The sequence below is a fragment of the Shinella zoogloeoides genome (assembly GCF_003574625.1).
Lineage (GTDB): Bacteria > Pseudomonadota > Alphaproteobacteria > Rhizobiales > Rhizobiaceae > Shinella > Shinella zoogloeoides_A.
In genome coordinates, this window is sequence record NZ_QNUJ01000004.1 from 151,971 (window position 1) to 175,369 (window position 23,399).

Here is a 23,399-nt window from a genome sequence, read left to right on the forward strand (position 1 = left end):
GGCTTGGAGGACGGTCAGGAGGCCTGCCGTGTGCGCTCGGTATAGTCTCCATCCAGAAACGCCCGGTATGCGTCGGCGATGCCCTCTTCCAGCCCTATGCGCGGATTCCAGCCGAGTGCGCGTAACTTCGCTGCACTCATCAGCTTGCGCGGCGTGCCATCCGGCTTGGAGAGATCGTGCACGATTTCCCCCGTGAAGCCGACGACCTTGCAGATGAGCCGGGTCAGTTCCAGGATCGTCACGTCCTCGCCGAGCCCGACATTGATGTGCCCATCGCCGGAATAGTTCTTCATCAGGTGGACGCAGGCGTCGGCGCAGTCATCGACGTGCAGGAACTCACGCCGCGGTGTTCCCGTGCCCCAGACGGTAAGCTCCGGCAGACCGTCGACCTTTGCCTGGTGGGCCTTGCGGATCAGCGCCGGCACCACATGGCTGGACGTCAGGTCGAAATTGTCGCCCGGCCCATAGAGATTGGTCGGCATGGCGGAGATGAAGTCGTCGCCATACTGCTTGCGGTAGGCTTGGCAAAGCTTGATGCCCGCGATCTTGGCGATCGCGTACCACTCGTTGGTCGGCTCCAGCTCTCCCTTAAGCAGGGCCTCTTCCACAATGGGCTGATCGGCAAACTTCGGATAGATGCAGGAGGATCCGAGGAACAGCAGCTTCTGCACTTTCACCCGGTGCGCGGCGTGAATGATATTGGTCTCGAGAACGAGATTCTCGTACAGGAATTCCGCCGGATAGGTGTCGTTCGCCAGGATGCCGCCGACTTTCGCGGCGGCCAGGAAGATGGCATCGGGGCGACGCTCCTCCATCCAGGCCTCGACATCGGCCTGGCGGGTGAGGTCGAGCTCTTTCCGCGTCGCGGTCAGGATATCGCAATCTTCCTGAGCGAGACGCCGGACGATCGCGGCCCCGACCATTCCACGATGCCCGGCGACGAAGACTCTCTTGCCGGCAAGGTTGTAGGCGCCCTCACGCATGAGGGTTGCTCTGTGCGTTGAAGGTCTTGCTCTGCATGGACCTGAAATCCTGCTCGACCATTTCACCGACGAGCTGGTCGAGATTGATCTCATGTTTCCAGCCGAGCTGGCGGTGCGCCTTGGCCGGGTTGCCGATGAGGAGCTCGACTTCGGTGGGGCGGAAGTACCGCGGATCGACTTCTATGAGGAGGCGTCCGGAGGCCTTGTCGTACCCCTTTTCGTCGACGCCCTCACCACGCCATTCGATGGCGATGTCGAGTTTCGCAAAGGCCTTTTCGACGAAGGAGCGCACGGTATGGGTTTCGCCGGTGGCTAGGACGTAGTCGTCGGGGATTTCCTGCTGCAGCATCAGCCACATGCCCCGAACATACTCGCGGGCATGGCCCCAGTCACGCTTCGCGTTGAGGTTCCCGAGGTAGAGCTTGTCTTGGAGACCGAGGCGAATGGCCGCCGCTGCGCGGGTGATCTTGCGCGTGACGAAGGTTTCACCGCGAATGGGGCTTTCGTGGTTGAACAGAATGCCGTTGGAGGCGTGCATGCCGTAGGCCTCGCGGTAATTGACGACGATCCAGTAGGCGTAGAGCTTTGCGGCGGCATAGGGAGATCGCGGATAGAACGGCGTCGTCTCGCTCTGCGGCACTTCCTGCACCTTGCCGTAGAGCTCGGACGTGGACGCCTGATAGAAGCGGGTCTTGCCGGTCAGGCCGAGCAGGCGGATGGCCTCCAGAAGGCGCAGCGTGCCCATGCCGTCGGCGTTGGCCGTGTATTCGGGAGTCTCGAAGGAGACGTGCACATGGCTCTGGGCGGCCAGGTTGTAGATCTCGTCGGGCTGGGTTTCCTGCACGACGCGGATCAGGTTCGTGCTGTCCGTCATATCGCCGAAATGCAGGATGAACCGCGGATCTTCGACATGGGGATCTTCGTAGAGGTGCTCGATGCGATCGGTGTTGAAGGAGGAAGAACGCCTCTTGATGCCGTGAACCGTATAGCCCTTTTCGAGGAGAAGTTCGGACAGATAGGCCCCGTCCTGTCCCGTCACACCGGTGACGAGGGCCACCTTGCCATTACTTTCTACACGCTTGCCCATCGGGTCCCAGTCTTTCATATAATCATTCAATTGGATGGAAGGCGACATGCTCGATGCGCCGATCGTGATAATCGGCGCTACACTAGCCGGAATTTTTTGCTGCACAACACTCCCCGGCTCCTATAGTTAACTGCCGATTCTTCTTTGCGAAGTAAAAATGCGTATCTCGTAAACACAAGGATAGTCTTAATCGCGGGTACCTTCGGCCGCAAAGCCACACCGGGCCTGCCTCTTCCCTTTCCGTCCGTACCTATCGCCTGGAAATAGAACCTTGCATATGCACCAACCGCCCAAACCTCGCCAGTTCTCCATTCTGGGGATTCCAGTGAGTATCGTCGACCTGAAACGCAGCGCCGACCTCGTAAGCCGGTGGGCTGGCGGGAGCGGTGCCAAAACCGTATTCGTGCGCGAGGTGGCGAGCCTGATGGCCGCGGTGGACGAGCCCTACCTTGCAACCCTGCACCAGAAGGCCGACCTGGTCGTGCCGGACGGCGTCCCGCTCGTCTGGACCGGACGGCTGCGTGGCATCGGCAGCGAGCTTGGCCGGGTCCCGGGCGCGGACCTGTTGGATGCGGTCTGCCGGCATTCGCTGTCCACCGGGCAATCGCATTATTTCTTCGGCGGCAAGCCGGGCGTGGCCGAAGAGATGGTCAAGCGCCTTGCCGAGCGCCACCGTGGCCTTGCCGTCGCCGGAACCTTGTCGCCGCCCTTCAGGGAGATCGGCCCGGATTTCAAAATGGAGGGGCAGGCGCTGGCGGAGTTGGAGGAAATCAGGCAGGCCAATCCGGATTTCATCTGGGTTGGCATATCGAGCCCCAAGCAGGAATACTGGATGATGCAGGCCGCCGAGCGGCTTCCGCGAGGCGTATTGATCGGCGTCGGCGCTGCGTTCGACTTCCATTCCGGCGCGGTGAGGCGCGCGCCGCGCTGGATGCGCGACAACGGCCTTGAATGGCTGCATCGATTGAGTAGTGAGCCGCGGCGGCTCTGGCGTCGCTATCTGGTCCTGGCGCCGCGCTTCGTCTTCGCCGTCGCCCTGGAATCGGTTCGTCGCAAGGTGTGACGGCTCCCCGTGTTTACCTTCCCGTCCGATTCCCGATGACACAGACCATGATGCATCTATGCTCGCAGGTGGCCTTCAGGTCTCGCTGCCGGCGTCTGACCTGTGGATAGCCTTCATCCATTGGAACGGGACTTGGGGTCAAACGCAATGAAGCTGTTCAGTCTCCTGTCCCTTCTCTTCGCCCTGGCTATGGGCACGGGAGTGCACGCTGCCCCGTTGGCGCTTCATCGCGGCATCAGCGTCCAGGACTGGCTGAACTGGTCTCCGCTCGATTCGGACGGCACTTATCGCTGGCCGCCTTATCGTAGTGAGACGGAATGGATGACGCTTGCCCGCCCGCTCTCCGATTGGCCGCAGTCCGACCAGTTCCAGCGCATTCGGGCGATGGGCTTCGATTTCGTAAGGCTGAGCGTCGACCCCGGTCCGCTCCTGGCCAGTGAGGGAGAGCGGCGCGAGCAGGCGCTGGCGGTTCTAGAACGGGCCGTCGAGCGTGTGACCTCTGCTGGCCTGAAGGTCGTATTCGATCTACACGCTGCTCGCCAGGTGCCTGCCTACAGCATCGACATGATAGGCCGCGGGGCCAACAGTCCTGGCGTTGCGCAGTATCGCGGGATGGTTCGGCGTGTCGCGGCCATGCTGACACGCTTCGATGCCGGCCTGGTCGCGCTGGAGCCGTTCAACGAGCCGGAATATTATCCTTGCGACGAAACCGATACCGGCGACTGGCAGCGCATCATGGCTGCGACAGTCGCTGACATCCGCGCGATCAGCAGGGACTTGACGATCATCGTGACGGGCGCCTGCGGCGGCAGCATCACGGGCCTCGTCGACCTGGATCCGAGCTTCGACGATCCCCGCCTTTACTACAGTTTCCACATGTATGAGCCGCACAGCTTCACCCATCAACTGTCGAGCGCCACGCAGCCGTTCAATTCGAGCCTGCCCTGGCCGGCGGCCATCGGCTCGCCCGACGAGGCCGTCGCGCATCTGAAGAGCTACATGACGGCGGCCGGAATAGGCGAGGGGGAGCAGGCTGCGAACCTTGCCGCGGCACGTGACCCGATCGCCCGGTATTTTGCGGAGAACTGGGGTTTTCCGCAACTTCAGGCGCGTATCAATGAGGCGGTCAATTGGGCAGAAAGGCACCGAATCCCGACGAGCCGGCTGTTCATGGGGGAATTCGGCTGCTACGGCCTAGCCGCCGATGGACGCTCGGGGGCGCGCGACGAAGATCGGTTGCGCTACCTGGCGGCCGTCCGGCTGGAGGCGGAAGGACGTGATATCCCTTGGGCCGTATGGGAATACAGCAATCCCCACGGCATCAGTCTGATCGCGCCATGGGGGGCGGCCGTTCCTGATGGCGGAATGTTGTATGCGCTGGGATTGCCATAGTGATCGTGCAGCTTTCGCGGGAGCTTGCTGCTCTTCTTTTCGCTGGCACGCGAATCAATCAATGATTGTGCCATTTCCGCTATTACTGCGGCGCGGCTGGAGTTCCGTGACGTCGTCGTTTGCATGCGCGAAACAGTCTCACCTATGCCTCTGAACGGGCTCTCCAACGGCGTGTTTTCGGTACGGAGTATATATCTTAAGTTTCTATTGAGCATTGCATTCTAAAACAAGGAACCGCCGCGAGAATGCCAAGTGAGTCGTCAGGCATGCCGTTTGCCAGGAGTTGATCCATGTCAGTGCTTTCAGACGTCCCCAAGGGAAGTCCGGTCGTGCGCACGCTCACGCGTGACCATGCCAAGCCCCTTGGCCGTAAGATCAAGGACAGGGATTTGCCGCATGTGGAAAGGCAGATGCCGATTCCAATGGCTACGGACAGCTCTACCGCGATCGACAAGGTCGGTGAGTTTCTCGAATTCGATTTTCGCAAGATGTCCGATTGGTTGCGCGCCGGGATGAAGGGCACTGTCGTCCTCGCCCTTGTCGGCGGCCTTGCGGGCGGAGCTTACGGCCTCCTGAGCAAGCGGCTCTATACCGTCGGAACCGATATCCTCATCAATCCGTCTAACCTCCAGGTGGTCGCCAACGATCTTTACGCGGCGCCGACCCAAGGGGAAAACCAGGTGCTGGCGGTGCGCAGCAAACTGCGCGTACTGACCTCCCGCAACGTGCTGCTGCACGTGGTGGACGAGTTGGGCCTGACGCGCGATCGCGAATTCAACGATCCTTCGCCGGGCTTGCTTTCCTCCCTGATCGGCTCCCGTTCCGGCGGCGCCGCTTCGGATCCTCGTACTGCGGTGCTGGAAGTGCTCGGCAAGCGGATTGTTGCTAAGGCCGACGAGACCTCGTTTGTCGCGACCCTGTCCGTCTCCGCAGAAACCGTCGACAAGGCGATCCGCATCTCGCAGTCCGTGGTGACAGGCTTCCAGGACGAACTGGCCAAGGCCGAATCCGACGGGGCCGCGCGGGCCGCGCGGGCCATTGACGACCGGCTCGACCAGCTCAAGCAGGAGGTGCAGGCGGCCGAGGCGAAGGTGGAATCCTATCGACGGACGCATAACCTCGCCTCGAGCCAGGGCCAGCTCGTCAGCTCGCAAAGCATGACCCAAGTCAACAGCGAGATGATCACTGCCCAGTCCCGTGTAATCGCCGCACAGGCCGCCTATGACGCCGTCCTTGCCGCCGGTTCCAACGCTACCACCCAGGATCCCGTCGCCTCTGCGTCGCTTGCCGCATTGCGCACCCGGGCGAGCGGTCTGCAACAGGAACTCGACGGATTGTCGATGACCTATGGTCCGCGTTATCCGCGGCTGGCGCAGCTACGTGCCGAACTCGATGCCGCCAACGGACAGATCAAGACCGAGCTGTCACGTATCCTTGCCAAGGCCCGCTCGAGCCTGGAGGAGGCGAAGGCTTCCTTCAAGGCGCTCGACACCAAGATGAAGGACATGACGGGCACGGTCTTCACGGATAACGAGGTACAGGTCGCCTTGCGCGAACTCGAACGCGATGCCGCTTCGAAGACCGCGGTGTACGAAAGCTTCCTCGCGCGTGCGCATCAGATAGCCGAGCGTGAGCAGATCGACACCACCAATGTAAGGGTCATTTCCACCGCCGTGCCTCCGCAAAGCCGGTCCTGGCCGCCGCGCACCAGCCTTCTCATCGTCGTAGGTGTCGTTCTCGGCCTTGCTGCCGGCCTCTTCCTAGCGCTTGCGCGCGGCATGCTGCGCGAACTGCGGGACCCTCAGCCGGCGGTCGCCGAGCAGCGCGCCTGATCCCTCATGGTGAGGCGCATCCTCTTCCACGCACCCAGTCTGGCCGGCGGCGGCGCCGAACGGGTACTCGTGCTGATGGCCAACGAGATGGCTGCGCGCGGCCATGAGGTGACGCTACTGGTCTGGAACGGGCAGGGGCCGAATGCGGACCTGCTGTCACCTGCCGTCGATCTCGTCGACCTCCACTTCCCCATGCGCGGGGATGGGTTCGGCAAGGTGAAGACGCTCCAGGGACTGGCAAGAACCGTGCGGATGCTGCGCGCCTTCCGGCCCGACGCCGTTTTCAGCGCGCCCGACTTCGCAAACCTCGTCATGGCCGCCGCCCTGACCCTTGCACGAAGCCGTGCACGCTTTTTTCCGGGCTTTCACGGCGCAGCGGCCCTCAAGTCGGAAAAGATCGGTGCGATCCTCGCAGACCGCCTCACCGGCTTTGTCGCCGCGCGTGCGACGCGTGCCATCGCCGTCTCCAAGGGGGTTGGCCGCGACCTTGTGCAAAATGGCTATCCGCTCGAGAAGATCGCTGTCATCTACAATCCGCTGCCGCCCGAGGGCATGGGCATGCCGGGTCCGCATCCCTGGCTTCAGGCGCTTGAGGCGATGGGCGATGGCCCGGTGATCGGCACCCTCGGCCGCCTTGTCGCCGTCAAGGACCATGCGACCCTCCTGCGCGCCTTCGCGATCCTGCGCGCCAGCCGTAAGGCCCGACTCGTGATCTTCGGCGAAGGCCCCCTCGAAGCCGAGACAAGGGCGCTCGCGACCGATCTTTCCATCGCGAATGATGTCCTCTTCGCCGGCTACATCAACGATCCCGCCGCGTGCTACGCTGCCCTCGATCTCCTCGTCCTCTCTTCCACCAGTGAAGGTTTTGGCAACGTGCTGATCGAGGCCATGGCTCACGGTGTTCCGGTCGTGTCCACCGATGCGCCGCATGGGCCGCGCGAAATTCTCGATGACGGCCGTTTCGGCCCTCTCGTCCCCATCGCAGATCCAGCGGCCCTCGCCAGCCAATTGCAGAATTCGCTTGAGAGGCCAATCGATTCCGAACTGCTCAGGCAAAGAGCCGACGAGTTCAAAATCAATGTCATTGCTGACAAATACGAGGGGCTCTTCGCCTGATAAGGTTTAACGTTGGGAAAAATTCTCCTTCTCACCCGTGAAAGGAACTCGAGGCGCTGGCATGCCGCGCTCGTCGAGCGTCTTGAGGCGGCGGGTCACGAGATCTCCATCAGTAAGCTGGCTGGAGCCGGAACCGGTCGGCATGCGCTCGATCGGGCCCTGGCGGTCGAACGCCATTTTTTCAATGTCTCGCTCGCTCAATTGGCCGCCCCGATGGCGCCGAAGAGCTCCGACAAACACGATCTCGTCATCGATCTGACCGGGACGGCCGGTGCGCAGGACAAGCCCATGCTCAGCCTGGAGATTTTCGGCTCCGGCAATGTCATCGACGGAATCTCCCGTGCGGCAGCGGCGCGGCAGTCGGCGGAATTCGTTGCCCGGCTCGATGGTGTTGCGGTCGGGCGTGCTCGTCCTGCCATTTCCAATGGACTGCAGGTATCGCGCATCCTCGATGAGCTGCTCGTCGGCGCCATCTCGCTGACCGTGCAGGTCGCGAACCGTTTCCTCGACGGCACGCTCAAACCGGCTGTGGAACGGCCGGCCGACCGCGCGCCCTGTGGCGGCTTCCTACGAGCCTATCTTTCCTTCGCTGCCGCCGCGCTTTTCGCTCGCCTCGGACGCAAACGCGCTGTCCATTGGCAAGTCGCCTATCGCATGATCGATGGGCCCGGCGTTGCCGAAACCGGCAGGCTCGATGGAGAAGCCTATTCTATTCTCGCCGACGACGGCGAACGCTTCTATGCGGATCCCTTTGTTTTCGAGCACGACGGTCGTCACTATCTCTTCGTTGAGGAATTACCCTACAATACCGGGAAAGGGATCATCTCCGTCTCCGTGCTGGACGACAACGACCGGTTCAGCCTGCCGCAAGTCGTGCTCGAGGAGTCGCATCATCTTTCTTATCCCCAGATATTCGCCGAGAACGGCGAGATATACATGATCCCCGAAAGCGGCGCGGCACGCGAGGTCGTTCTCTATCGTGCCGTCCGGTTTCCCGACCGGTGGGAGCGCCAGGCCGTTCTCATAGAGGGGCGGAATCTGAACGACATGACGCTCCTGCGTTCGGACGGAGCCTACTGGCTGTTCGGCACCGAAAGAATCGGCAACGGCAACCCGTCGGACACGATGGTCGTCTACCGTGCGCCTGCTCTTGAGGGGCCGTGGGTGCCGCATCCCATGAATCCCATAGTGATCGACGAAGCGGGTGCACGGCCAGGCGGTGCGTTCATTCGCCGGGACGGGCGGATATTCCTGCCCGTGCAGGACTGCTCGCGAATATATGGGGGAGGCCTTGGTCTAATGGAGCTTATGCGACTGGACGAGACAGCTGTCGTCTTTGGTTCGGTCGTTCCGATAGAAGGCGGTCCGGCATGGGTTCGCTCGGGTACGCATACGCTCAACCGAGAGGGGCGGCTCGAAGTCGTGGATAGCTGCGGCTGAACGGCTGTTAGGTTCGCCCGATACGGGGCTTGCCACCGGTTGCGGCGGAGTCTGGCGTGCGAGTGGCCGGTGTCGGCACGGATAAGCCCGCCGATATGGATGAAGGTATGAGTGGCGAAGGGCGCCGATAGGCGATCAACAGGACGAAGATCATCGCCACCACGGATGTCTTCTCGGTGAATGTGTTGTTAGACAGCGAGGCGATGACGAACACGGTGGCGCCGAGCTGCGCCGAGCCGGCCGCACCGCGGATGAGCCGGGAAAAAAGGCGAACGAGCGCCACTGTGAACACGATCGCGGCTGGCAGACCGAATAGCATCGTCAATACGACCGGAGCGCTCTCGATGAATTCCAGGCCCAGCTTCTTGTTCACGACGAACATCAGGTCGTCGATATGCACGCCCATCATGATCTGCGACCAGCTGAAATATTCGAAGACACGATAGATCGTGACGCGGGCCATGAAGCTGTCGTCCACGATGCCGCCTCTGAAGCGTTCCAGGAAACCGGCACCTGCAAGCACGACAATGAGAACGACGCTCAATGGAATGAGGAGGAGAAGGACGATGCTCTTCGCCCGGCGTTCCGTCCGTTTCGACAGCTTCGGCCAGCGCGTGAAGAGCAGGAGAAGGAGCAGTTCGACCGAAGCGAGCACGAAGGCCGTTCGGGCCGTTGAGATGGCGGACCCGATATAGAGCGTGAAGATCGCGAGAAGCCGCATCCAGAGTGGCCAGCGCGTCGCGGCTACGAAGCCGATGCCAGTCGCGGACATCGCGCCGAGGGTCAAAGGATGTCCCGTCAACCCGATGGGGCGAAACACGTCGCGTATCGGGGGGTAGGGGAGCAGGCGTACCTGCATGATCGCCTCGCCGAAGCCGATGACCGCGCTCGCGACCAGAAAGACCAGCGTGATATCGCCAAGCAGCCGGCGCATATCGGGAGGCAGCGTGAGCATGATCATGCAGGCGCATCCGGCCATGACATAGGTATCTATGATGAAGCCGACCGACCCCGAGCGCCCTACCGCACCAAGATAGAAGATCAGAACCACCATCAGGCACGAAAAGAGCAGCAACGATCTGAAAAGGGCGATGTCGCTGCCCTGGAGGACGAACGGCCGGGAGGCGAGGGCGAATGGGAGGAGCAGGAATATGCCGATCGTTCCGAAATGCAGCTTCTCATATATCGCGCCGCCCGTATCGGTATAGGTGACGAACAGGTTCATCACATGCGGCGACATGTAGAAGCGCAGCTGGAAGAAGAAGGCTGCGCACAGGAAGACCGCCATGACCAGTGTCTTCTGCCGGGAGGCGCTCAGCGATGGCGATTGATCCGGCACGGATCTGGCGTAGCTCATGGCTCACTCAAGGCGATTGCGGTGAATCCGGATACGAGAACGGCGAATCTCGCACAACGACCGGATCATGGCAGTAGAACTGTAAATATCCAGCTTCGCAAGACGATATGCGGAGCCCCCGAAGGCTTGGGCCGCGCGCCGCTACAACCGGCTGCGCACGGCCGCAAGTCCCCGCCGCGCTTCCGCGGGATAGCACAGCGCATTGACGGCGAAGAAGATGAGGCCCGCAGCCGATCCTGCCAGCGCCAGGCGGAAGACGGCATGTGTGCCGCCGAGCGAATGGCTGATGAACGCGGCCGCGCCGCCTACGGCGAGCGAGGTGGCGAGCGCCGTCGCAAGCGCGCGCCAGGGCAGGGGCACCGGTGTCAGCCTCTCGCTGATCACCACGGAGACCAGGAGGTTTATCACGGCGCCTCCGGCGAGCGCCGCGGCGGCGCCGACCTCGCTCATCGTCGGGATGAGCAGGAAGGAAAGGCCGATGGTGCTGACCGAGCCGAAAAGCTTGCTGACGATGAGCAGCCAGGGTCTTTTGTGGGCATAGACCACCGCGCCATAGACGAAATCAGCAAGGTTCGTGCAGACGGCGCTGACGGCTACGATCCCGAACAGCAGGTTGTAGGGCCCGTCGTAATTTGCCGGCAGCAGCAGTTCCGTCAGGTCGTGGCCGAGCGCGGCGAGAAGAGCGGCGACCGGAAGGCTGAAAGTGAAGATAAGGGAGAGGAACTGCTTGAAGAGGGCTGCGGCCGCCGCCGGTCCTTCTTCGTCGAAGCGGCCGACCGCCTCGGGGAACGCCCCCATGTTGATGGCATTCGCGATCATGTCAACGGGCTGCCGGGCGAGGGCATAGGCGGCCGCGAAGACGGCGACGGCGGAGGCGCCGTGATAGATCTTGAGGAAGATTCGTTCCGCGTTGGCGAGGCCGAAGCTGACGAGCGCGATCGCGATGATCGGCAGCCCGAGGGCGAAGAACTCACGATGGGTGAAGCGCGGCGGGCCGGGAACGATCTTCCGGGCGGCGACAATGCCGCTGATGACGCCGGCCGTCAGCATGCCGAGGCTCGATGCGAGCGAGATCGCAACAAAGGTATCGTGCTCCGCCAGCATGGCGAGGATCGGAAAGACGAGCTGCAGCAGGGCCCGCAGGAACTCCATCATGGCGTAGGTTGTATGCCGTTGCTGCATCTGGAGGATGACGAGACCGTAGCGGGCGACCGCGCCGGCGACGAGATAGCCGCAGACGGCGATCGAGAAATCGGTCCAGCGCTCGGGCGCGACATAGCCGCTGGCGACGATGGAGACGACGATGGCGAGCAGCGTCGTGAAGAGCAGGATCGTGCCGGCACGCGAGAGGCTTCCGCTGGTCACGTCTCCCTTGCCTCCGAGCCGCAACAGTGAAATGCGCAGCCAGTTCGTCAGCGCGACGTCCGTCATTTCGCCGACGGTTACCACCAGCGTCAGCAAACCGTATTCCGTCTGATCTATCAGGCGCGTGGCGATGACGAGAAACAGAAGTGCGGAAATGCGCGTCAGCAGGATGGCCGGGCCATATATGAGCGTGGATTTGAGCAGCAACGGGTATTCCTTGGGATGGCTTGGCCGTGAGCCTGCGCCAGAATGCAGGATTTAGCGAAATCCTAGTGGCAAAGTGTTAACAGCTATGTGCTGCCGCCCGACGGTTTAAAATAAGAAGAAAACCCTATTCCGGCTGCGGCGTTGTCGGTCAAGCCGGGAGAAGTCTTTCGCAGATCGGGCCTTGCATGGCCCTGCCGCAAGGGCTCCGGCAGCATATGCGTTCTGTCGAGCAATATGACAATCGGCCTCATGCCGAATAACCTCGCTTGAATTGGATGTTAACCCAAATGGCCTAGAGCGTAATCCCTAATCTAAAAGACTGGCGGAACGGTAAATGACGAAGCGTCTCAGCGGGATTGCATTTCGACCGTTCGACCGGCTTCGGCCGATGACAGGAGACACCCATGCTTGACGTGCAGCGCCCGCCGGTCGCCGGTGTGCATCCGGCGGCGGAGCCGATAACGTTTTCCGGAACGGTCGGGCTGTTCACGGCGGCGCAGGGCGTGGCGCGACCCTTGGCAGTGCTGTTTGCCAGTCCCTGGGGGCTGGAGGAAATGTGCACGCGGAAATTTAGGCGCATCCTGGCCGAACGGTTGGCTGAGGAGGGGATTGCGAGCCTGCGCTTCGATTATCCGGGTACGGGCGATGCGCTGGACGGGATCGAATTTCGCGCCGGGATGGAAACGTGGACAGAGTCGCTGCTCGCCGCCACGCGCCTGCTCCAGGAACGTTCGGGGTGCGCACGGCTGGTGATCGTCGCCGAGGGCGTCGGAGCGGCGGTCGCAGGTCTTGCGGCGGATCGGCTGGCGAACCTCGAGGGCATCGCATTCCTCGCGCCCGTCGTTTCCGGGCGCGCGCATGTGCGCGAGCTGTCCGTCTTTTCCCGCCTGATCGAGGACAAGCTGGGGCTGAAGAAGAGGGATACGGCGGCAGCTCTGGAGATCGCCGGGCTCGTCCTGCCGCAGGAGATCGAGGCAGGTCTTCGCGGTGTCGATCTGATGAAGACGGACAAGGCGCCAGCTCGGAACGTTGCGGTTTTCACGCGCGACAACCATCCGGAGGACGCCGCTTTCGCCGCCTATGTCCGCACGCTCGGCGCGAACGTCCTTGAAGCACCCTTCGAAGGATTCGAGAAGCTCACATCCAATCCGACGCTTGCCGTCGTACCCGAGCCGGTCGTTGCGAATCTGGTCTCGTGGGTGGCAGGCTTGGCGCCGCGCGATCCTGCCTTGCAGGCGCCACCGCTGCATGAATGGCCCGCGAGCCATCACGGCGATGGCTATGTAGAGACCGCCGTGCGAATCGGCGAGGGCGGTCGGATGGCCGGCATCCTTTGCGCGCCCGCGGAAGCGCATACTCCGACTGGCCCGGCGGTGCTATTCCTGTCGTCGGGCTATGATCGATCCACAGGCTGGGGGCGTTCGACCGTCGAGTTCGCACGCGCTCTTGCCAAGGAAGGCACCGGCTCATTGCGCTTCGACTGCGCCAATATCGCCGATAGCCCGCCGGTAGAGGGGTTTGCCGGACAGGTCCTTTACGATCCGGTGCAGGTCGGGGACGTTCGCGAGGCGATCGACTTTCTCGCGGAAACGGGGACGAAGTCCGTGATCGTGGCGGGGCGTTGCAGCGGTGCCTATCTCGGGCTGCAGGCCGCAGTGGCCGATGGGCGGATTACCGGTGTAGTGGCCGTCAATCCGATTGTCTTCCGCTGGCACAACGGGCAATCCGTCGACGAGGCGCTGGACAATCCGCTTCAGACCCTGGAGCACTATGGCCGCCGCTTCATCGAGAAGGAGACGCTGCTGCGTGTCCTCCGGGGCGAGATCGACGTGGTACAGAAGGGCCGGGATGTGCTGGGGCGGCTCCTGGTACGCGCCGTCCGGCCGCTCACGAGGGTTTTTGGTGGTATTTCGCGGCGGGAGCGAGCTGTCTTTACGGATTTCCGTGTGCTGCGGGATCGCGGTGTTCGCGTCGCCCTTCTATATGGAGCCGATGAGTTCGGCCTGGAGGAGTTCGCGCTTTTCTTCGGCAAGGACGGGCGAGGGCTCCGGCGCTTCGGGAACGTGCGCCTTTCGATCGTTCCCGATACCGACCATAATTTCACGCCGGCCCATGCCCGCGCGCACTACCTCGACGCCATCCGGTCGCTGGCTTCCCGTTAAAGCCCGTGCTTGACCACGGAGCGCAGCCGCCCGAGGACCCGGTAGAACAGCGACAGGGGAAGCGGGAAGGGGCGGCGCGTGACGGCGGCTTTCCTGACATAGCGGTCGATGCGCCAGGTCGCCCAGCTGCCCGCGCGGAAATAGGCGACGTCTCCGACGGCCAGGGTGCGGGCGCTACCGTCCTCGGCGGTCACATGGACCTCGCCTTCGAGGATCACGACCATTTCATCCCAGCCGAAGAACCAGCGAAACTCGCCGGCCGTGCAATCCCAGACCACCGTCGAGGCGCATTTGTCCGCCGGCTGGGAGTGGAAGGCGGCGCGGGCGACCGGGTTGCCGGACAGTATCCAGTCGGGATTGATCGGCCGTGACACCATCGGCAAGGTATCGGGACCAGCGGCGACGAAGGTGTCCGGCTCCGGACGCATCGGTGCGTAGCCCCTGTAGAGGGAAGTTGCGATCGCTGCGGTCGCGGTAACAAATTGCCAGTTCATCGGAACTCCATCCATCTTTGCCGGGCGGAGGATAGCGCGTGGGAATCAGCAATCGGTTGAAGGGAAAGCTAAGATTTTAACGGCTTCGTCCATGCACGCGGCTGCCGTTTCGCCTTGCGCTTGCCATGCCCCGGGATAACGCCATATTGCGGCTAGGACGAATGGAGGTTTTGGGATGAGCTATGATGCGATCAGGCGGCCGGAGGAGGTTGTCGGCTATTGGTGCGAGACCCTGACGGCGAAGGACTGGTGGCAGGGGACGCCGGAGCTCGATGGGCGGGTGCGCGAGCAGTTCGCCGCCACGCATCTTGCTCTTTCCCGCGAAGTGTCGCCGGAATGGCGGGCGAGCCCTGAGGCGCGGCTTGCGGCGATCATCGTGCTCGACCAGTTTCCCCGCAACATGTATCGCGCTTCGCCGATGGCCTTCGCCACGGACTGGATCGCCCGACGCGAGGCGCAGCTCGCGCTGGAGGCGGGGGCCGACAAGCTGGTGGACTATGGGCGCCGGCATTTCTTCTACATGCCCTTCGAACATTCCGAGGACCTTGCCGACCAGGACCTCTGCGTTTCGCTGTTCGAGGCGCATGGCGACGAAATGTATCTCGACTATGCGGTGCGGCATCGGGACGTCATTGCGGAATATGGCCGCTTCCCCCACCGCAATGCCTTCCTCGGGCGGGTCTCGACCCATCATGAGGAGGCTTATCTCGCGGAGCCGGGTGCCGGATTCTAGCACCGGTTTAAAATGGCCGCATTCATGGCTAGAAGAGTGCGGAATCGCATGATCGCGATGCGTCGTTCTTTCAGCGAGGGGCCTTTGCCTATACTCCGCCTTCTCTCCATGTTTTTCGTGGTGCTGCTGCTTGCGGTTTCTCCTGTCTCCGCGCAGACGGCGGCCGCGCCCGCCGCCGATGCGACGACGCAATTGCAGCAGGCGAGTGCCGATCTCGACAAGGCCGGCCAGCAGCTCGCCTCCATTCGCGAGCGGGTCGAGAAGTTCAAGGATGACGATACGCGGCTCGTCGACCTGAAGGTCGAGGTCGAGGCACTGAACCGGTCGATCATCGCCATATCCGTCGCGACGCGGCCGAGGCTGGAGGCGATCAAGGCGCGCCAGACGGAGCTTGGCGATCCGCCGGCCGAAGGCGCGCCGGCCGAGGCGGATGTCGTTGTCGCCGAACGCAAGAAACTGGCGGCCGAGCGTAACGAGATCAATGCGCTGACCGGGGAGGCGGAGAACCTCTCCATCGAGGCGACGAAGCTTTCCAACCGCGTCACCGAGATCCGCCGGCAGCTCTTCACCGATGCGATCCTCAAGCGCACCGAAATCAGCTCCACGCTCTTTACCGAAGCCTCCGGCGCCCTTGCAGACGAGACGCAGACGCTTCGCCGCACGGCCGCCGCCTGGACGCAGTTCGTCTGGAAATACAAGCGCATGCAGCTTCTGGGCGCGGTCACCCTGTCGCTGCTTGCCGCGCTCATCCTGCTTTCCGGCAGCTACCGGCTGTTCTCGCCCTATATCACGCGTGCCGCCCGGCAGGAGAAGCCGCACTATATTACCCGCCTTTCCGTCGCCTTCTGGTCGACGGTGCTGCCGACGACGGCGGCCGGCGCCTTCGCGGGGGCCAGCTACTTTTTCCTCGATGCGTTCAAGGTGCTGCGGAGCGATATCGCGCCGCTGGTCGCAGTGGCGCTTGGCGTGACGGTCGCCATCTATTTCGTCGCGCAGCTCGCCAATGCGGTGCTGTCGCCGGGCGACGGCCACTGGCGGCTGGTGCGGGTTTCCGACCGGGGCGCCCGGCTTCTCTGGCTGCTGATCTTCGGCATGGCCATCGTCAACGGCGCGGATTTCTTCCTCGGCACGATCAGCGAGGTGCTCGGCTCGCCGGTGGTTCTGACGGTGGTGAAGAGTTTCTTCGCCTCCATCGTCATCGGCGCCCTGCTGGTGGTGACCGCCTTCATCAAGCCGGTGCTGCGGCAGGGTGAAATGCCCGGCTCGCAGGGGCGGCCCTGGCCGCGCTCGATCTTCGTTTTCCTGATCCTGATCGGCCTCGGCCTCATTTTCTCGGCGCTGCTCGGCTATGTCGGCATGGCCCGGTTCGTCGCCACCCAGATCGTCGTGACGGGCGCGGTGGTGGTGACGATGTATATCGGCTTCCTGTCCGGCCGCGCCGTTTCCGGGCCCAACGCCTTCGCGGAAACGGCGGTCGGCAAGCGGATGGAAGAGCGCTTCGGCCTCAGCCAGGTCGCGCTCGACCAGATCGGGCTTGCGGCGGGGCTGGCGATCTACCTGCTGCTCTTCGTCTTCTTCGTGCCGCTCATCCTGCTGCAATGGGGCTTCCAGGTTGCGGACATCGAATCCTGGACCTATCGCATCTTCACGGAAATCCGCATCGGCACGATCACCATCTCGCTGATCGGCATCCTCGCCGGCATCCTGCTGTTCGTCATCGGCCTCGTCGTCACGCGCTGGTTCCAGAAATGGGTGGACGGCAATGTGCTGGCGCGCAGCCAGGTCGATGCCGGCGTGCGCAATTCGGTTCGCACGGCCGTCGGCTATGCGGGCGTGGCGCTGGCCGGTCTCATCGGCATCTCGGCGGCGGGCATCAACCTTTCCAGCCTCGCGCTCGTCGCCGGTGCCCTCTCGCTCGGTATCGGTTTCGGCCTCCAGAACATCGTGTCGAATTTCGTCTCGGGCCTGATCCTCCTGGCCGAACGGCCCTTCAAGGTGGGGGACTGGGTGGTGGCCGGCACGACGGAAGGCTTCGTGCGCCGCATCTCGGTGCGCGCCACGGAGATCGAGACCTTCCAGCGCCAGACGGTCATCGTGCCGAATTCCGTGCTGATCAACGGGCAGGTTGGCAACTGGACGCATCGCAACAAGCTCGGCCGCGTGGAGGTGGCGATCAGCGTGCATGGCGGCAACGATCCGCATCGCGTGCAGGCGGTCCTGACCGAAGTGGTGCGGGCGCAGCAGGGGCTGCTGCGCAATCCCGAGCCGGTGGTCGTGTTCCAGGCGTTTTCCGCCGCCACGCTGGATTTCGAGATCCGCGCCTTTCTTGCGGATATTCTCAACGGCACCGGCGTCAAGTCGGAGCTGCGGGCGGCCATTCTTGAGCGGCTGCGCGCGGAAGGCATCGCCATCGGCGCGCCCGCCGCGCCGGAAGTGCCGGTCAAGATTTCGAAGGAGGGGGCCGAGCTCATCTCCGCGCTTCTCGAACAGGCGACGGAAAAGGTTCGCCCCGCGCCGGCCCGGCGCCGCGGCAAGCCTGATGGAGAGGCGCCGCCGGCCTGAGACAGCTTGCCCGATTTCCGGCACATGAACGCCGCATTCACGCTGCATTCAGCACTTGCCCCATAAAACACATGCAAATCCGATCGGGGAACGGTAGTGTTCCCTCGGGCTTGAACAGGGGCGGCGCTCGGCGCCGGGCAAAAATGAAGCGAATGATCATGATGCTGCTTGTGTCGGCTGCGATGACCGCTCCGGCCGTGGCTGCCTCCGTGACCAACAAGGATGCCGATACGCAGGTGCTCGTGGTCGTCGAAGGCGGCAGCCGCATGGAAATCGCGCTGGAGCCCGGCGCGACCGAGACGATCTGCCCCTCCGGCTGCTTCGTCACCCTGCCGAACGGCGACCGCATCGCGCTCAATGGCGGCGAGAATGTCGAGATCGAGGGCGGGGCCGCCTCGGTCAAGTAAACCCGGAATCCCGATTTCATGACGACGGCGCGGAAGAAGAACCGCGCCGTTTTACTTTATACGGAAGGTTGGTCCGCGTGTCGGGCCAATTCTGCTTCCCCGTGTTTTCATGCCTTCTGAATTTAACGCTTTCGCAAAGGGTTGCCGTTACGCCTTAAGCTGGGGAAAATCCATATTATGAAGGCATATCATGGCGTTTATCGGCATTTCCGGAATGCAATATTCCGGCGCGTCTCTTTCGCATCATCGTATTCTTGTTGCCGAAGACTCCAATGTCTTCACGTCCATGATCTCCAAGCGGCTGAAGGAGCTTCTCGGCCTCGATGTCGAGATCTGCCGCAGCTTCGAGGAGCTGGAACTGGCCTATGACAAGTCCAGCGAGAAGATCACGCTAGCGATCTCCAACATCAACCTGCCGGGCGCCGAGAACGGCGAGGCGCTGAACTATCTGGTCGATCTTTCCATTCCGACGATCGTCTTCACCGGCACGTTCCAGCAGGCGACGCGCGATCAGTTGCTGTCGAAGGAAATCGTCGATTACATCATCAAGGACAATGTCTTTGCGGTCGATATGCTGGCCGAGTCCGTCTGCCGGTTCCTGACCAATCACCAGCACCATGTGCTGATCGTCGACGACAGCGCGACGGCGCGGGCGCTGCTTTCGACGCGCCTCAAGCGCTACAATTTCCGCGTCAGCACGGCGGAGAACGGGGCAAGCGCGCTGGCGCTGCTCAAGGCCAATCCCGATATCGGCCTGATGATCACCGACTACAACATGCCGGATATCGACGGCTTCGAGCTGACGCGGCGCATTCGCGGCACGGTCGGATCGCACCAGCTGCGCATCATCGGCATCTCGTCCTCGACGGACCGGCTGCTCTCCGCCCGATTCCTGAAGGCCGGCGGCAACGATTTCATCATGCGCCCCTTCATCGACGAGGAATTCTACTGCCGCGTCAACCAGAACCTCGATACCCTCGCGCAGATCCGGTCGGCGCAGCTCAAATTGGCGAGCTGACCGGCGCGCAGACCATATTCACCCAAGACTGTCCTCACGTTACGTGAGATATTTCCCGGCGAGTTAACCACTTGGTAAAACCGCTGGTTTGTAATGCGGCCCAACGGGAGCAATACGGGGTATTGGACGAGGTGGGAGTGGAACCGAATTCGCAGCGGGGACCTGCATTTCTGCGCCATTCCGGCCAGCAGGTGCTGCTCGTGGAGGATTCGCGCATGTTCTCCACGGCGCTGAAATACCGCCTGGAGACCGAGCTCGGCCTTTCCGTCACGCATTGCCCCAGCATGGCGGCGGTGCGGGCGATCTTCCAGTCGGAAGCGCCGGAATTCGCGCTCGCCGTGCTCGATCTCAACCTGCCTGACGCGCCCAATTGCGAAGCGCTCGACTACGTGATCTCCAAGGGCATCGCGCCGCTGGTCTTCACCGGCTCCTTCAGCGATACGACGCGTGACGCCATCCTGGCCAAGAACGTGCTCGACTATGTCGTCAAGGACAGTCCGGCGGCCATGCAGCAGCTCGTGCTCGCGGTCGACCGCATCCTGACGAGCGGCAAGACGCAGGTTCTCATCGTCGATTCCGAGCCGGAAAGCCTGCAGCAGCAGGTGAGCCTCATCGCCAAGCAGCGTTTCCAGATCGTCGCGGTCGAAACCGGGGCGGCGGCGCTGGAAGCGCTCGACAGCTATGGCGGCATCGACCTCGTCGTCACGGATCTCGATCTCTTCGACATGGACGGCTTTACGCTGCTGCAGGAAATCCGCAAGCGTCATGGGGACGATACCGTGCGTGTCGTGGGGCTTGCGAAGTCGGAGGACCGGATGGTCGCCGCGCGGTTCCTGCGGGCGGGCGGCGACGAATATATCCAGAAGCCGTTCCTGGTCGAAGAGTTCAACAGCCGCATCTTCCATGTGGCCGCCATCCAGAAGCGCGTGCAGTCGCTCCATCGCATCGCCGCGCGGGACTACCTGACGGACATCTACAATCGCCGCTATTTCTTCGAGGCCGGCCCGCGGCTCGTCGACCAGGCGTTGCGCCGCGGCGAGCAGATGTCCATCGCCATCCTCGACATCGACCATTTCAAGCGCCTCAACGACACCTATGGCCACGAGGTCGGCGACGTCGTGCTGAAGGCCGTGTCGCGCCGCCTCAAGCACCGGGTCGGCGACCGTCATCTTCTCGCGCGCCTCGGCGGCGAGGAGTTCGGCATCATCTTCCACGGGCTGGGGCTCGAGGAGGCGCTCGATTATTGCGAGCGGCTGCGCACGGAGCTTGCCGCCCAGCCGATCAGCGCGGACGGCGAGCCGCTGACGATCACCGTCTCGGCCGGCCTTGCCGCCATTTCCGTGCGGGAAACCTTCGACAACTATCTCAATGCCGCCGACCAGTTCCTCTACATGGCCAAGCATGCCGGGCGGAACCGAGTCTTCTCCGAGCTGTCGCTGATGAACGCGCTTGCCAGCTGACCCCGCCTTCGAGGCGGGGCGCTTTGGCTAACTGATTTTTCGCATGTCGTTATCGCAAAGCCGCTGCACGCTTTTGCGCGACATGCTTCAGGTCAGCGCGCGATGGCCGAAAGGGTCAGCTTGCGCTCGGCGCGCTCCTGCTGGGGCGAGCGGTTGTAGAGTTCGCGATAACACTTGGAGAAGTGCGAGGCGGAGACGAAGCCGCAGGCGACCGCCACTTCCACCACCGGCATGGACGACTGAACGAGCAGGTGGCGCGCGCGGTCGAGCCTGATTTCGAGATAGTAGCGGGCGGGCGAGCGGCCCATTTCCTGGCGGAAGAGCCGTTCGATCTGGCGGCGCGACAGGTCGGCGCCGTCGGCGATATCGAGCAGGGAGAGGGGCTCGGAGAGGTTCTTCTCCATCAGTTCGATGATCGACAGCACCTTGGCGTTCTGCACGCCGAGGCGGGCGCGCAGCGGCAGGCGCTGGCGGTCGTGCGGGCCGCGCACGCGGTCGGTCAGGGCCTGCTCGCAGACGCGGTTGACGAGGTTCTCGCCGAAATCCTCGTCGATGAGGTTCAGCATCATGTCGAGCGAGGCGGTGCCGCCGGCGCAGGTATAGATATTGCCGTCGATCTCGTAGAGGTCGGCATAGACGTCGGCCTGCGGGAAGGCCTCGGCGAAGCCCGGCAGGTTCTCCCAGTGGATCGCACAGCGCTTGCCCGCGAGCAGGCCCGCCTGGGCCAGCACATGGGCGCCGGTACAGAGCGACCCGACGGCGACGCCGCGGTTATAGACCTCGCGCAGCCAGGCATTGACCGACTTGTTGTTGAAATCCTCGACATAGACGCCGGAACAGACCAGCACCATGGAGGGGCGGTTCTCGCCGCCGAGATGCTTGCGCTCGTCGGCAAGCGAGGAGTTCACCTCGATGCCGATGCCGGCGGAGGACAGCACCTGCTGGCCGTCGCTGGAGGCGAGGCGCCAGCTATAGGCCTCGTAGCCGAGCATGCGGTTGGCGATGCGCAGCGTCTCGATCGCCGCCGAAAAGGGCAGCATGGAGAAGTTGGGCACGAGGAAGAAAACGAGAGAGCGCTTCTTGACGTTTTGCTTGTTCATCGGTGTGTCCATGCTGATGGGGCGATGTCGCAATGGTCGCAGGCAGGTCCGGGATCGGATAGCATTTTTGCGACGTTGAAAAGGACGGATACGACTGCGACATCCTTCGTATCTCCGCAATGTCAACGTGTTCCGGCGGAATTATGACGATTGTCCAGTGATGGCGCATTTGCGACCAGCGCCTTCGTGTCGTCGGATTGCGACAAGCCCCCGGTGCTTCCCGCCTGTTTGACGAGGTCGTTTGACAAGGCTGGCGCGCTCGGCCAAAACGAGCCGGATTTTCAAGGATGACGCCGATGCTGCCAGACGGATATTCGGACGTGCCGGCGGGCAAGCTCGCGGCCGTCGTGACCTGCCTCGAAATGCGCGAGCCGCCGGACCGGCGCGCCGACCCAGCGCAGCCCGGCATCACGCTGGAACATGTAGAAAGGGCGGACCCGGCCTGGTACCGCGATCTCTATCGGCGGATCGGCACGGACTGGCTCTGGGCCTCCCGTCTCGTCCTTCCCGAAGACGAACTCGCCGCCATTCTCCATCATCCGGACGTGGAGGTCTACGCGGTGATGAAGGACGGGCATGCGGAGGGACTGCTGGAACTCGACTTCAGGGAAGAGGGGATCTGTGAACTCGCCTTCTTCGGACTGACCGCCGCGGCTATCGGTCGGGGCACGGGCCGCTGGCTGATGAACCATGCGATCGCGCGGGCGTGGTCGCGGGAGGGGCATCCGCCCATCGGGCGCTTCTGGGTGCACACCTGCACGCTGGATTCGCCGCAGGCGCTCGATTTCTACATCCGCTCGGGCTTTTCGCCGGTGAAGCGCCAGATCGAGGTTTTCGACGATCCACGGCTGACCGGTGCGTTGCCGGCGGCGGTCGCGCCCGGGGTTCCGCTGATCTAGAATGAAAAACCGCCGGAGGGACTTTCGTCATCTCCGGCGGTATCGGGCGTCGTCTTCCTTCGGCATGTCGCCGTGACAGTCATCGGTCATCGTGTCGTCTTGTCCCATGCGCGAAAGCCGATGTCCTTGCGCAGGTCGAAGGGCAGGCTTTCCAGTTCGCGTTCGACGCGATGACGCTGCCAGGCCGAGGCGAACCGGCCGGTGACGGTCCGCAGGAGGTGGACGAGGCTGCCGGACACCTGCACGCCTGATGCGTGCCGGACCGGACGATGTTCCAGTGCAATTGCCATTTTCAGGGTTCCTTTCGAGCTTGGGAGGTATCGAAAGGTCGCGACCTTGATCGTGACTATTCCTCAACCTCACGCATCAATCAAACGAATATAACTGATCGAACCGATCAACGGTCTTCATGCTTCGTGACGGCGGGCCAGTCGATGTCCTGCTTGAGGTAGTCCGGCAGGTGTGCCAGTTCCTCGGCCGTGTGGCGCGCAACGGCGCGCCGGCGGCGGGCCTCGATGGTCTCGCCTACGAAGCGCCGTATTGCGTAGTAGAATCCGTTTCCGCGGGCGAGCACGGCAAGATCGGCACCGTCGGTCAGCGACTTTTGCGTTTTCATGGCGTTTTCCTCACGTTCGTTTGCTTTGCAGGTTGACTATCCGCCCGTCTCGGTTTTCAATCAAACGAAATGAAGTGACGCTTTGCTTCAGATTTTCTGATCCATG

At 62.8% G+C, this 23,399-nt stretch carries 20 protein-coding genes; 12 read left to right on the forward strand and 8 right to left on the reverse strand.

Annotated elements, in window-relative coordinates:
- Positions 1 to 14: 14 nt before the first annotated feature.
- Positions 15 to 983, reverse strand: coding sequence for a GDP-L-fucose synthase (gene fcl, locus DSD28_RS09115; protein ID WP_119256073.1), 969 nt, complete (start codon positions 981 to 983; stop codon positions 15 to 17).
- Positions 976 to 2,070 carry a GDP-mannose 4,6-dehydratase gene (gmd, locus tag DSD28_RS09120; protein WP_119256074.1) on the reverse strand — a complete coding sequence of 365 codons (1,095 nt, stop codon included), beginning with the start codon at positions 2,068 to 2,070 and terminating at the stop codon, positions 976 to 978. The genes fcl and gmd overlap by 8 nt, the downstream gene beginning before the upstream one ends.
- A 325-nt stretch (positions 2,071 to 2,395) precedes the next feature.
- Here gmd and DSD28_RS09125 point away from each other — a divergent pair, with 325 nt between their 5' ends.
- From DSD28_RS09125 to DSD28_RS09145, 5 genes are all read left to right on the forward strand, one after another.
- Positions 2,396 to 3,133, forward strand: coding sequence for a WecB/TagA/CpsF family glycosyltransferase (locus DSD28_RS09125; protein ID WP_162911317.1), 738 nt, complete (start codon positions 2,396 to 2,398; stop codon positions 3,131 to 3,133).
- A 147-nt stretch (positions 3,134 to 3,280) separates the two neighbouring features.
- Positions 3,281 to 4,525 carry a glycoside hydrolase family 5 protein gene (locus DSD28_RS09130; protein ID WP_119256076.1) on the forward strand — a complete coding sequence of 415 codons (1,245 nt, stop codon included), beginning with the start codon at positions 3,281 to 3,283 and terminating at the stop codon, positions 4,523 to 4,525.
- Positions 4,526 to 4,815: 290 nt separating this feature from the next.
- Positions 4,816 to 6,357, forward strand: a complete 1,542-nt coding sequence (locus DSD28_RS09135) for a GumC family protein (RefSeq protein WP_119256077.1) — start codon at positions 4,816 to 4,818, stop codon at positions 6,355 to 6,357.
- A 6-nt stretch (positions 6,358 to 6,363) separates the two neighbouring features.
- The gene (locus tag DSD28_RS09140) at positions 6,364 to 7,473 is read left to right on the forward strand and encodes a glycosyltransferase (protein ID WP_119256078.1); all 1,110 of its coding nucleotides are present in this window, start codon (positions 6,364 to 6,366) and stop codon (positions 7,471 to 7,473) included.
- A gap of 12 nt (positions 7,474 to 7,485) precedes the next feature.
- The gene (locus DSD28_RS09145) at positions 7,486 to 8,913 is read left to right on the forward strand and encodes a glucosamine inositolphosphorylceramide transferase family protein (RefSeq protein WP_162911318.1); all 1,428 of its coding nucleotides are present in this window, start codon (positions 7,486 to 7,488) and stop codon (positions 8,911 to 8,913) included.
- Positions 8,914 to 8,920: 7 nt separating this feature from the next.
- Here DSD28_RS09145 and DSD28_RS09150 read toward each other — a convergent pair whose 3' ends face one another.
- Entirely contained in the window at positions 8,921 to 10,270 is a 1,350-nt protein-coding gene (locus tag DSD28_RS09150; RefSeq protein WP_245424790.1) for a VpsF family polysaccharide biosynthesis protein, read from the reverse strand.
- 141 nt (positions 10,271 to 10,411) lie between these two features.
- On the reverse strand, positions 10,412 to 11,842 hold the full coding sequence (locus tag DSD28_RS09155) for a lipopolysaccharide biosynthesis protein (protein WP_119256080.1): 1,431 nt from the start codon (positions 11,840 to 11,842) through the stop codon (positions 10,412 to 10,414).
- 404 nt (positions 11,843 to 12,246) lie between these two features.
- Between DSD28_RS09155 and DSD28_RS09160 the strand changes: the two genes are divergently transcribed.
- Positions 12,247 to 14,004, forward strand: a complete 1,758-nt coding sequence (locus DSD28_RS09160; protein ID WP_119256081.1) for a serine aminopeptidase domain-containing protein — start codon at positions 12,247 to 12,249, stop codon at positions 14,002 to 14,004.
- Here the strand turns inward: DSD28_RS09160 and DSD28_RS09165 are convergent.
- On the reverse strand, positions 14,001 to 14,498 hold the full coding sequence (locus DSD28_RS09165) for a cupin domain-containing protein (protein WP_119256082.1): 498 nt from the start codon (positions 14,496 to 14,498) through the stop codon (positions 14,001 to 14,003). The two genes, DSD28_RS09160 and DSD28_RS09165, sit on opposite strands and share 4 nt — an antisense overlap.
- A gap of 175 nt (positions 14,499 to 14,673) precedes the next feature.
- Between DSD28_RS09165 and DSD28_RS09170 the strand changes: the two genes are divergently transcribed.
- The 5 genes from DSD28_RS09170 (at position 14,674) to DSD28_RS09190 (ending at position 20,678) form a co-directional block, all read left to right on the forward strand.
- The gene (locus DSD28_RS09170; RefSeq protein WP_119256083.1) at positions 14,674 to 15,231 is read left to right on the forward strand and encodes a DUF924 family protein; all 558 of its coding nucleotides are present in this window, start codon (positions 14,674 to 14,676) and stop codon (positions 15,229 to 15,231) included.
- An 84-nt stretch (positions 15,232 to 15,315) separates the two neighbouring features.
- Positions 15,316 to 17,793: a mechanosensitive ion channel domain-containing protein gene (locus DSD28_RS09175; protein ID WP_432430847.1), complete on the forward strand. Its 2,478-nt coding sequence runs from the start codon at positions 15,316 to 15,318 to the stop codon at positions 17,791 to 17,793.
- Positions 17,794 to 17,951: 158 nt separating this feature from the next.
- A complete protein-coding gene (locus DSD28_RS09180) occupies positions 17,952 to 18,200 on the forward strand; it encodes a hypothetical protein (RefSeq protein ID WP_432430848.1) in 249 nt (82 codons plus the stop codon).
- A 190-nt stretch (positions 18,201 to 18,390) separates the two neighbouring features.
- A complete protein-coding gene (locus DSD28_RS09185; RefSeq protein ID WP_119256085.1) occupies positions 18,391 to 19,218 on the forward strand; it encodes a response regulator in 828 nt (275 codons plus the stop codon).
- A 137-nt stretch (positions 19,219 to 19,355) separates the two neighbouring features.
- Positions 19,356 to 20,678 (forward strand): GGDEF domain-containing response regulator, encoded by a 1,323-nt coding sequence (locus tag DSD28_RS09190; protein WP_245424791.1) that lies wholly within the window; start codon positions 19,356 to 19,358, stop codon positions 20,676 to 20,678.
- A 92-nt stretch (positions 20,679 to 20,770) separates the two neighbouring features.
- On the opposite strand, the gene DSD28_RS09195 is transcribed toward DSD28_RS09190, so the two are convergent.
- Positions 20,771 to 21,778: a GlxA family transcriptional regulator gene (locus DSD28_RS09195; RefSeq protein ID WP_119256086.1), complete on the reverse strand. Its 1,008-nt coding sequence runs from the start codon at positions 21,776 to 21,778 to the stop codon at positions 20,771 to 20,773.
- Between the two features lie 296 nt (positions 21,779 to 22,074).
- Between DSD28_RS09195 and DSD28_RS09200 the strand changes: the two genes are divergently transcribed.
- Positions 22,075 to 22,677, forward strand: coding sequence for a GNAT family N-acetyltransferase (locus DSD28_RS09200; RefSeq protein ID WP_119256087.1), 603 nt, complete (start codon positions 22,075 to 22,077; stop codon positions 22,675 to 22,677).
- Positions 22,678 to 22,763: 86 nt separating this feature from the next.
- Here DSD28_RS09200 and DSD28_RS25845 read toward each other — a convergent pair whose 3' ends face one another.
- Together DSD28_RS25845 and DSD28_RS09205 are read right to left on the reverse strand one after the other, a co-directional pair.
- On the reverse strand, positions 22,764 to 22,967 hold the full coding sequence (locus tag DSD28_RS25845; RefSeq protein ID WP_162911307.1) for a hypothetical protein: 204 nt from the start codon (positions 22,965 to 22,967) through the stop codon (positions 22,764 to 22,766).
- Positions 22,968 to 23,074: 107 nt separating this feature from the next.
- Positions 23,075 to 23,293 (reverse strand): hypothetical protein, encoded by a 219-nt coding sequence (locus tag DSD28_RS09205; protein WP_119256088.1) that lies wholly within the window; start codon positions 23,291 to 23,293, stop codon positions 23,075 to 23,077.
- Positions 23,294 to 23,399 lie beyond the last annotated feature (106 nt).

Bases quoted from the DNA above. Each gene is read 5' to 3' on its own strand.
- fcl (WP_119256073.1), bottom strand. From the start codon at position 983: ATGCGTGAGGGCGCCTACAACCTTGCCGGCAAGAGAGTCTTCGTCGCC.
- gmd (WP_119256074.1), bottom strand. From the start codon at position 2,070: ATGGGCAAGCGTGTAGAAAGTAATGGCAAGGTGGCCCTCGTCACCGGT.
- DSD28_RS09130 (WP_119256076.1), top strand. From the start codon at position 3,281: ATGAAGCTGTTCAGTCTCCTGTCCCTTCTCTTCGCCCTGGCTATGGGC.
- DSD28_RS09135 (WP_119256077.1), top strand. From the start codon at position 4,816: ATGTCAGTGCTTTCAGACGTCCCCAAGGGAAGTCCGGTCGTGCGCACG.
- DSD28_RS09140 (WP_119256078.1), top strand. From the start codon at position 6,364: ATGGTGAGGCGCATCCTCTTCCACGCACCCAGTCTGGCCGGCGGCGGC.
- DSD28_RS09150 (WP_245424790.1), bottom strand. From the start codon at position 10,270: ATGAGCTACGCCAGATCCGTGCCGGATCAATCGCCATCGCTGAGCGCC.
- DSD28_RS09160 (WP_119256081.1), top strand. From the start codon at position 12,247: ATGCTTGACGTGCAGCGCCCGCCGGTCGCCGGTGTGCATCCGGCGGCG.
- DSD28_RS09165 (WP_119256082.1), bottom strand. From the start codon at position 14,498: ATGAACTGGCAATTTGTTACCGCGACCGCAGCGATCGCAACTTCCCTC.
- DSD28_RS09170 (WP_119256083.1), top strand. From the start codon at position 14,674: ATGAGCTATGATGCGATCAGGCGGCCGGAGGAGGTTGTCGGCTATTGG.
- DSD28_RS09180 (WP_432430848.1), top strand. From the start codon at position 17,952: ATGATGCTGCTTGTGTCGGCTGCGATGACCGCTCCGGCCGTGGCTGCC.
- DSD28_RS09185 (WP_119256085.1), top strand. From the start codon at position 18,391: ATGGCGTTTATCGGCATTTCCGGAATGCAATATTCCGGCGCGTCTCTT.
- DSD28_RS09195 (WP_119256086.1), bottom strand. From the start codon at position 21,778: ATGAACAAGCAAAACGTCAAGAAGCGCTCTCTCGTTTTCTTCCTCGTG.
- DSD28_RS09200 (WP_119256087.1), top strand. From the start codon at position 22,075: ATGCTGCCAGACGGATATTCGGACGTGCCGGCGGGCAAGCTCGCGGCC.
- DSD28_RS25845 (WP_162911307.1), bottom strand. From the start codon at position 22,967: ATGGCAATTGCACTGGAACATCGTCCGGTCCGGCACGCATCAGGCGTG.
- DSD28_RS09205 (WP_119256088.1), bottom strand. From the start codon at position 23,293: ATGAAAACGCAAAAGTCGCTGACCGACGGTGCCGATCTTGCCGTGCTC.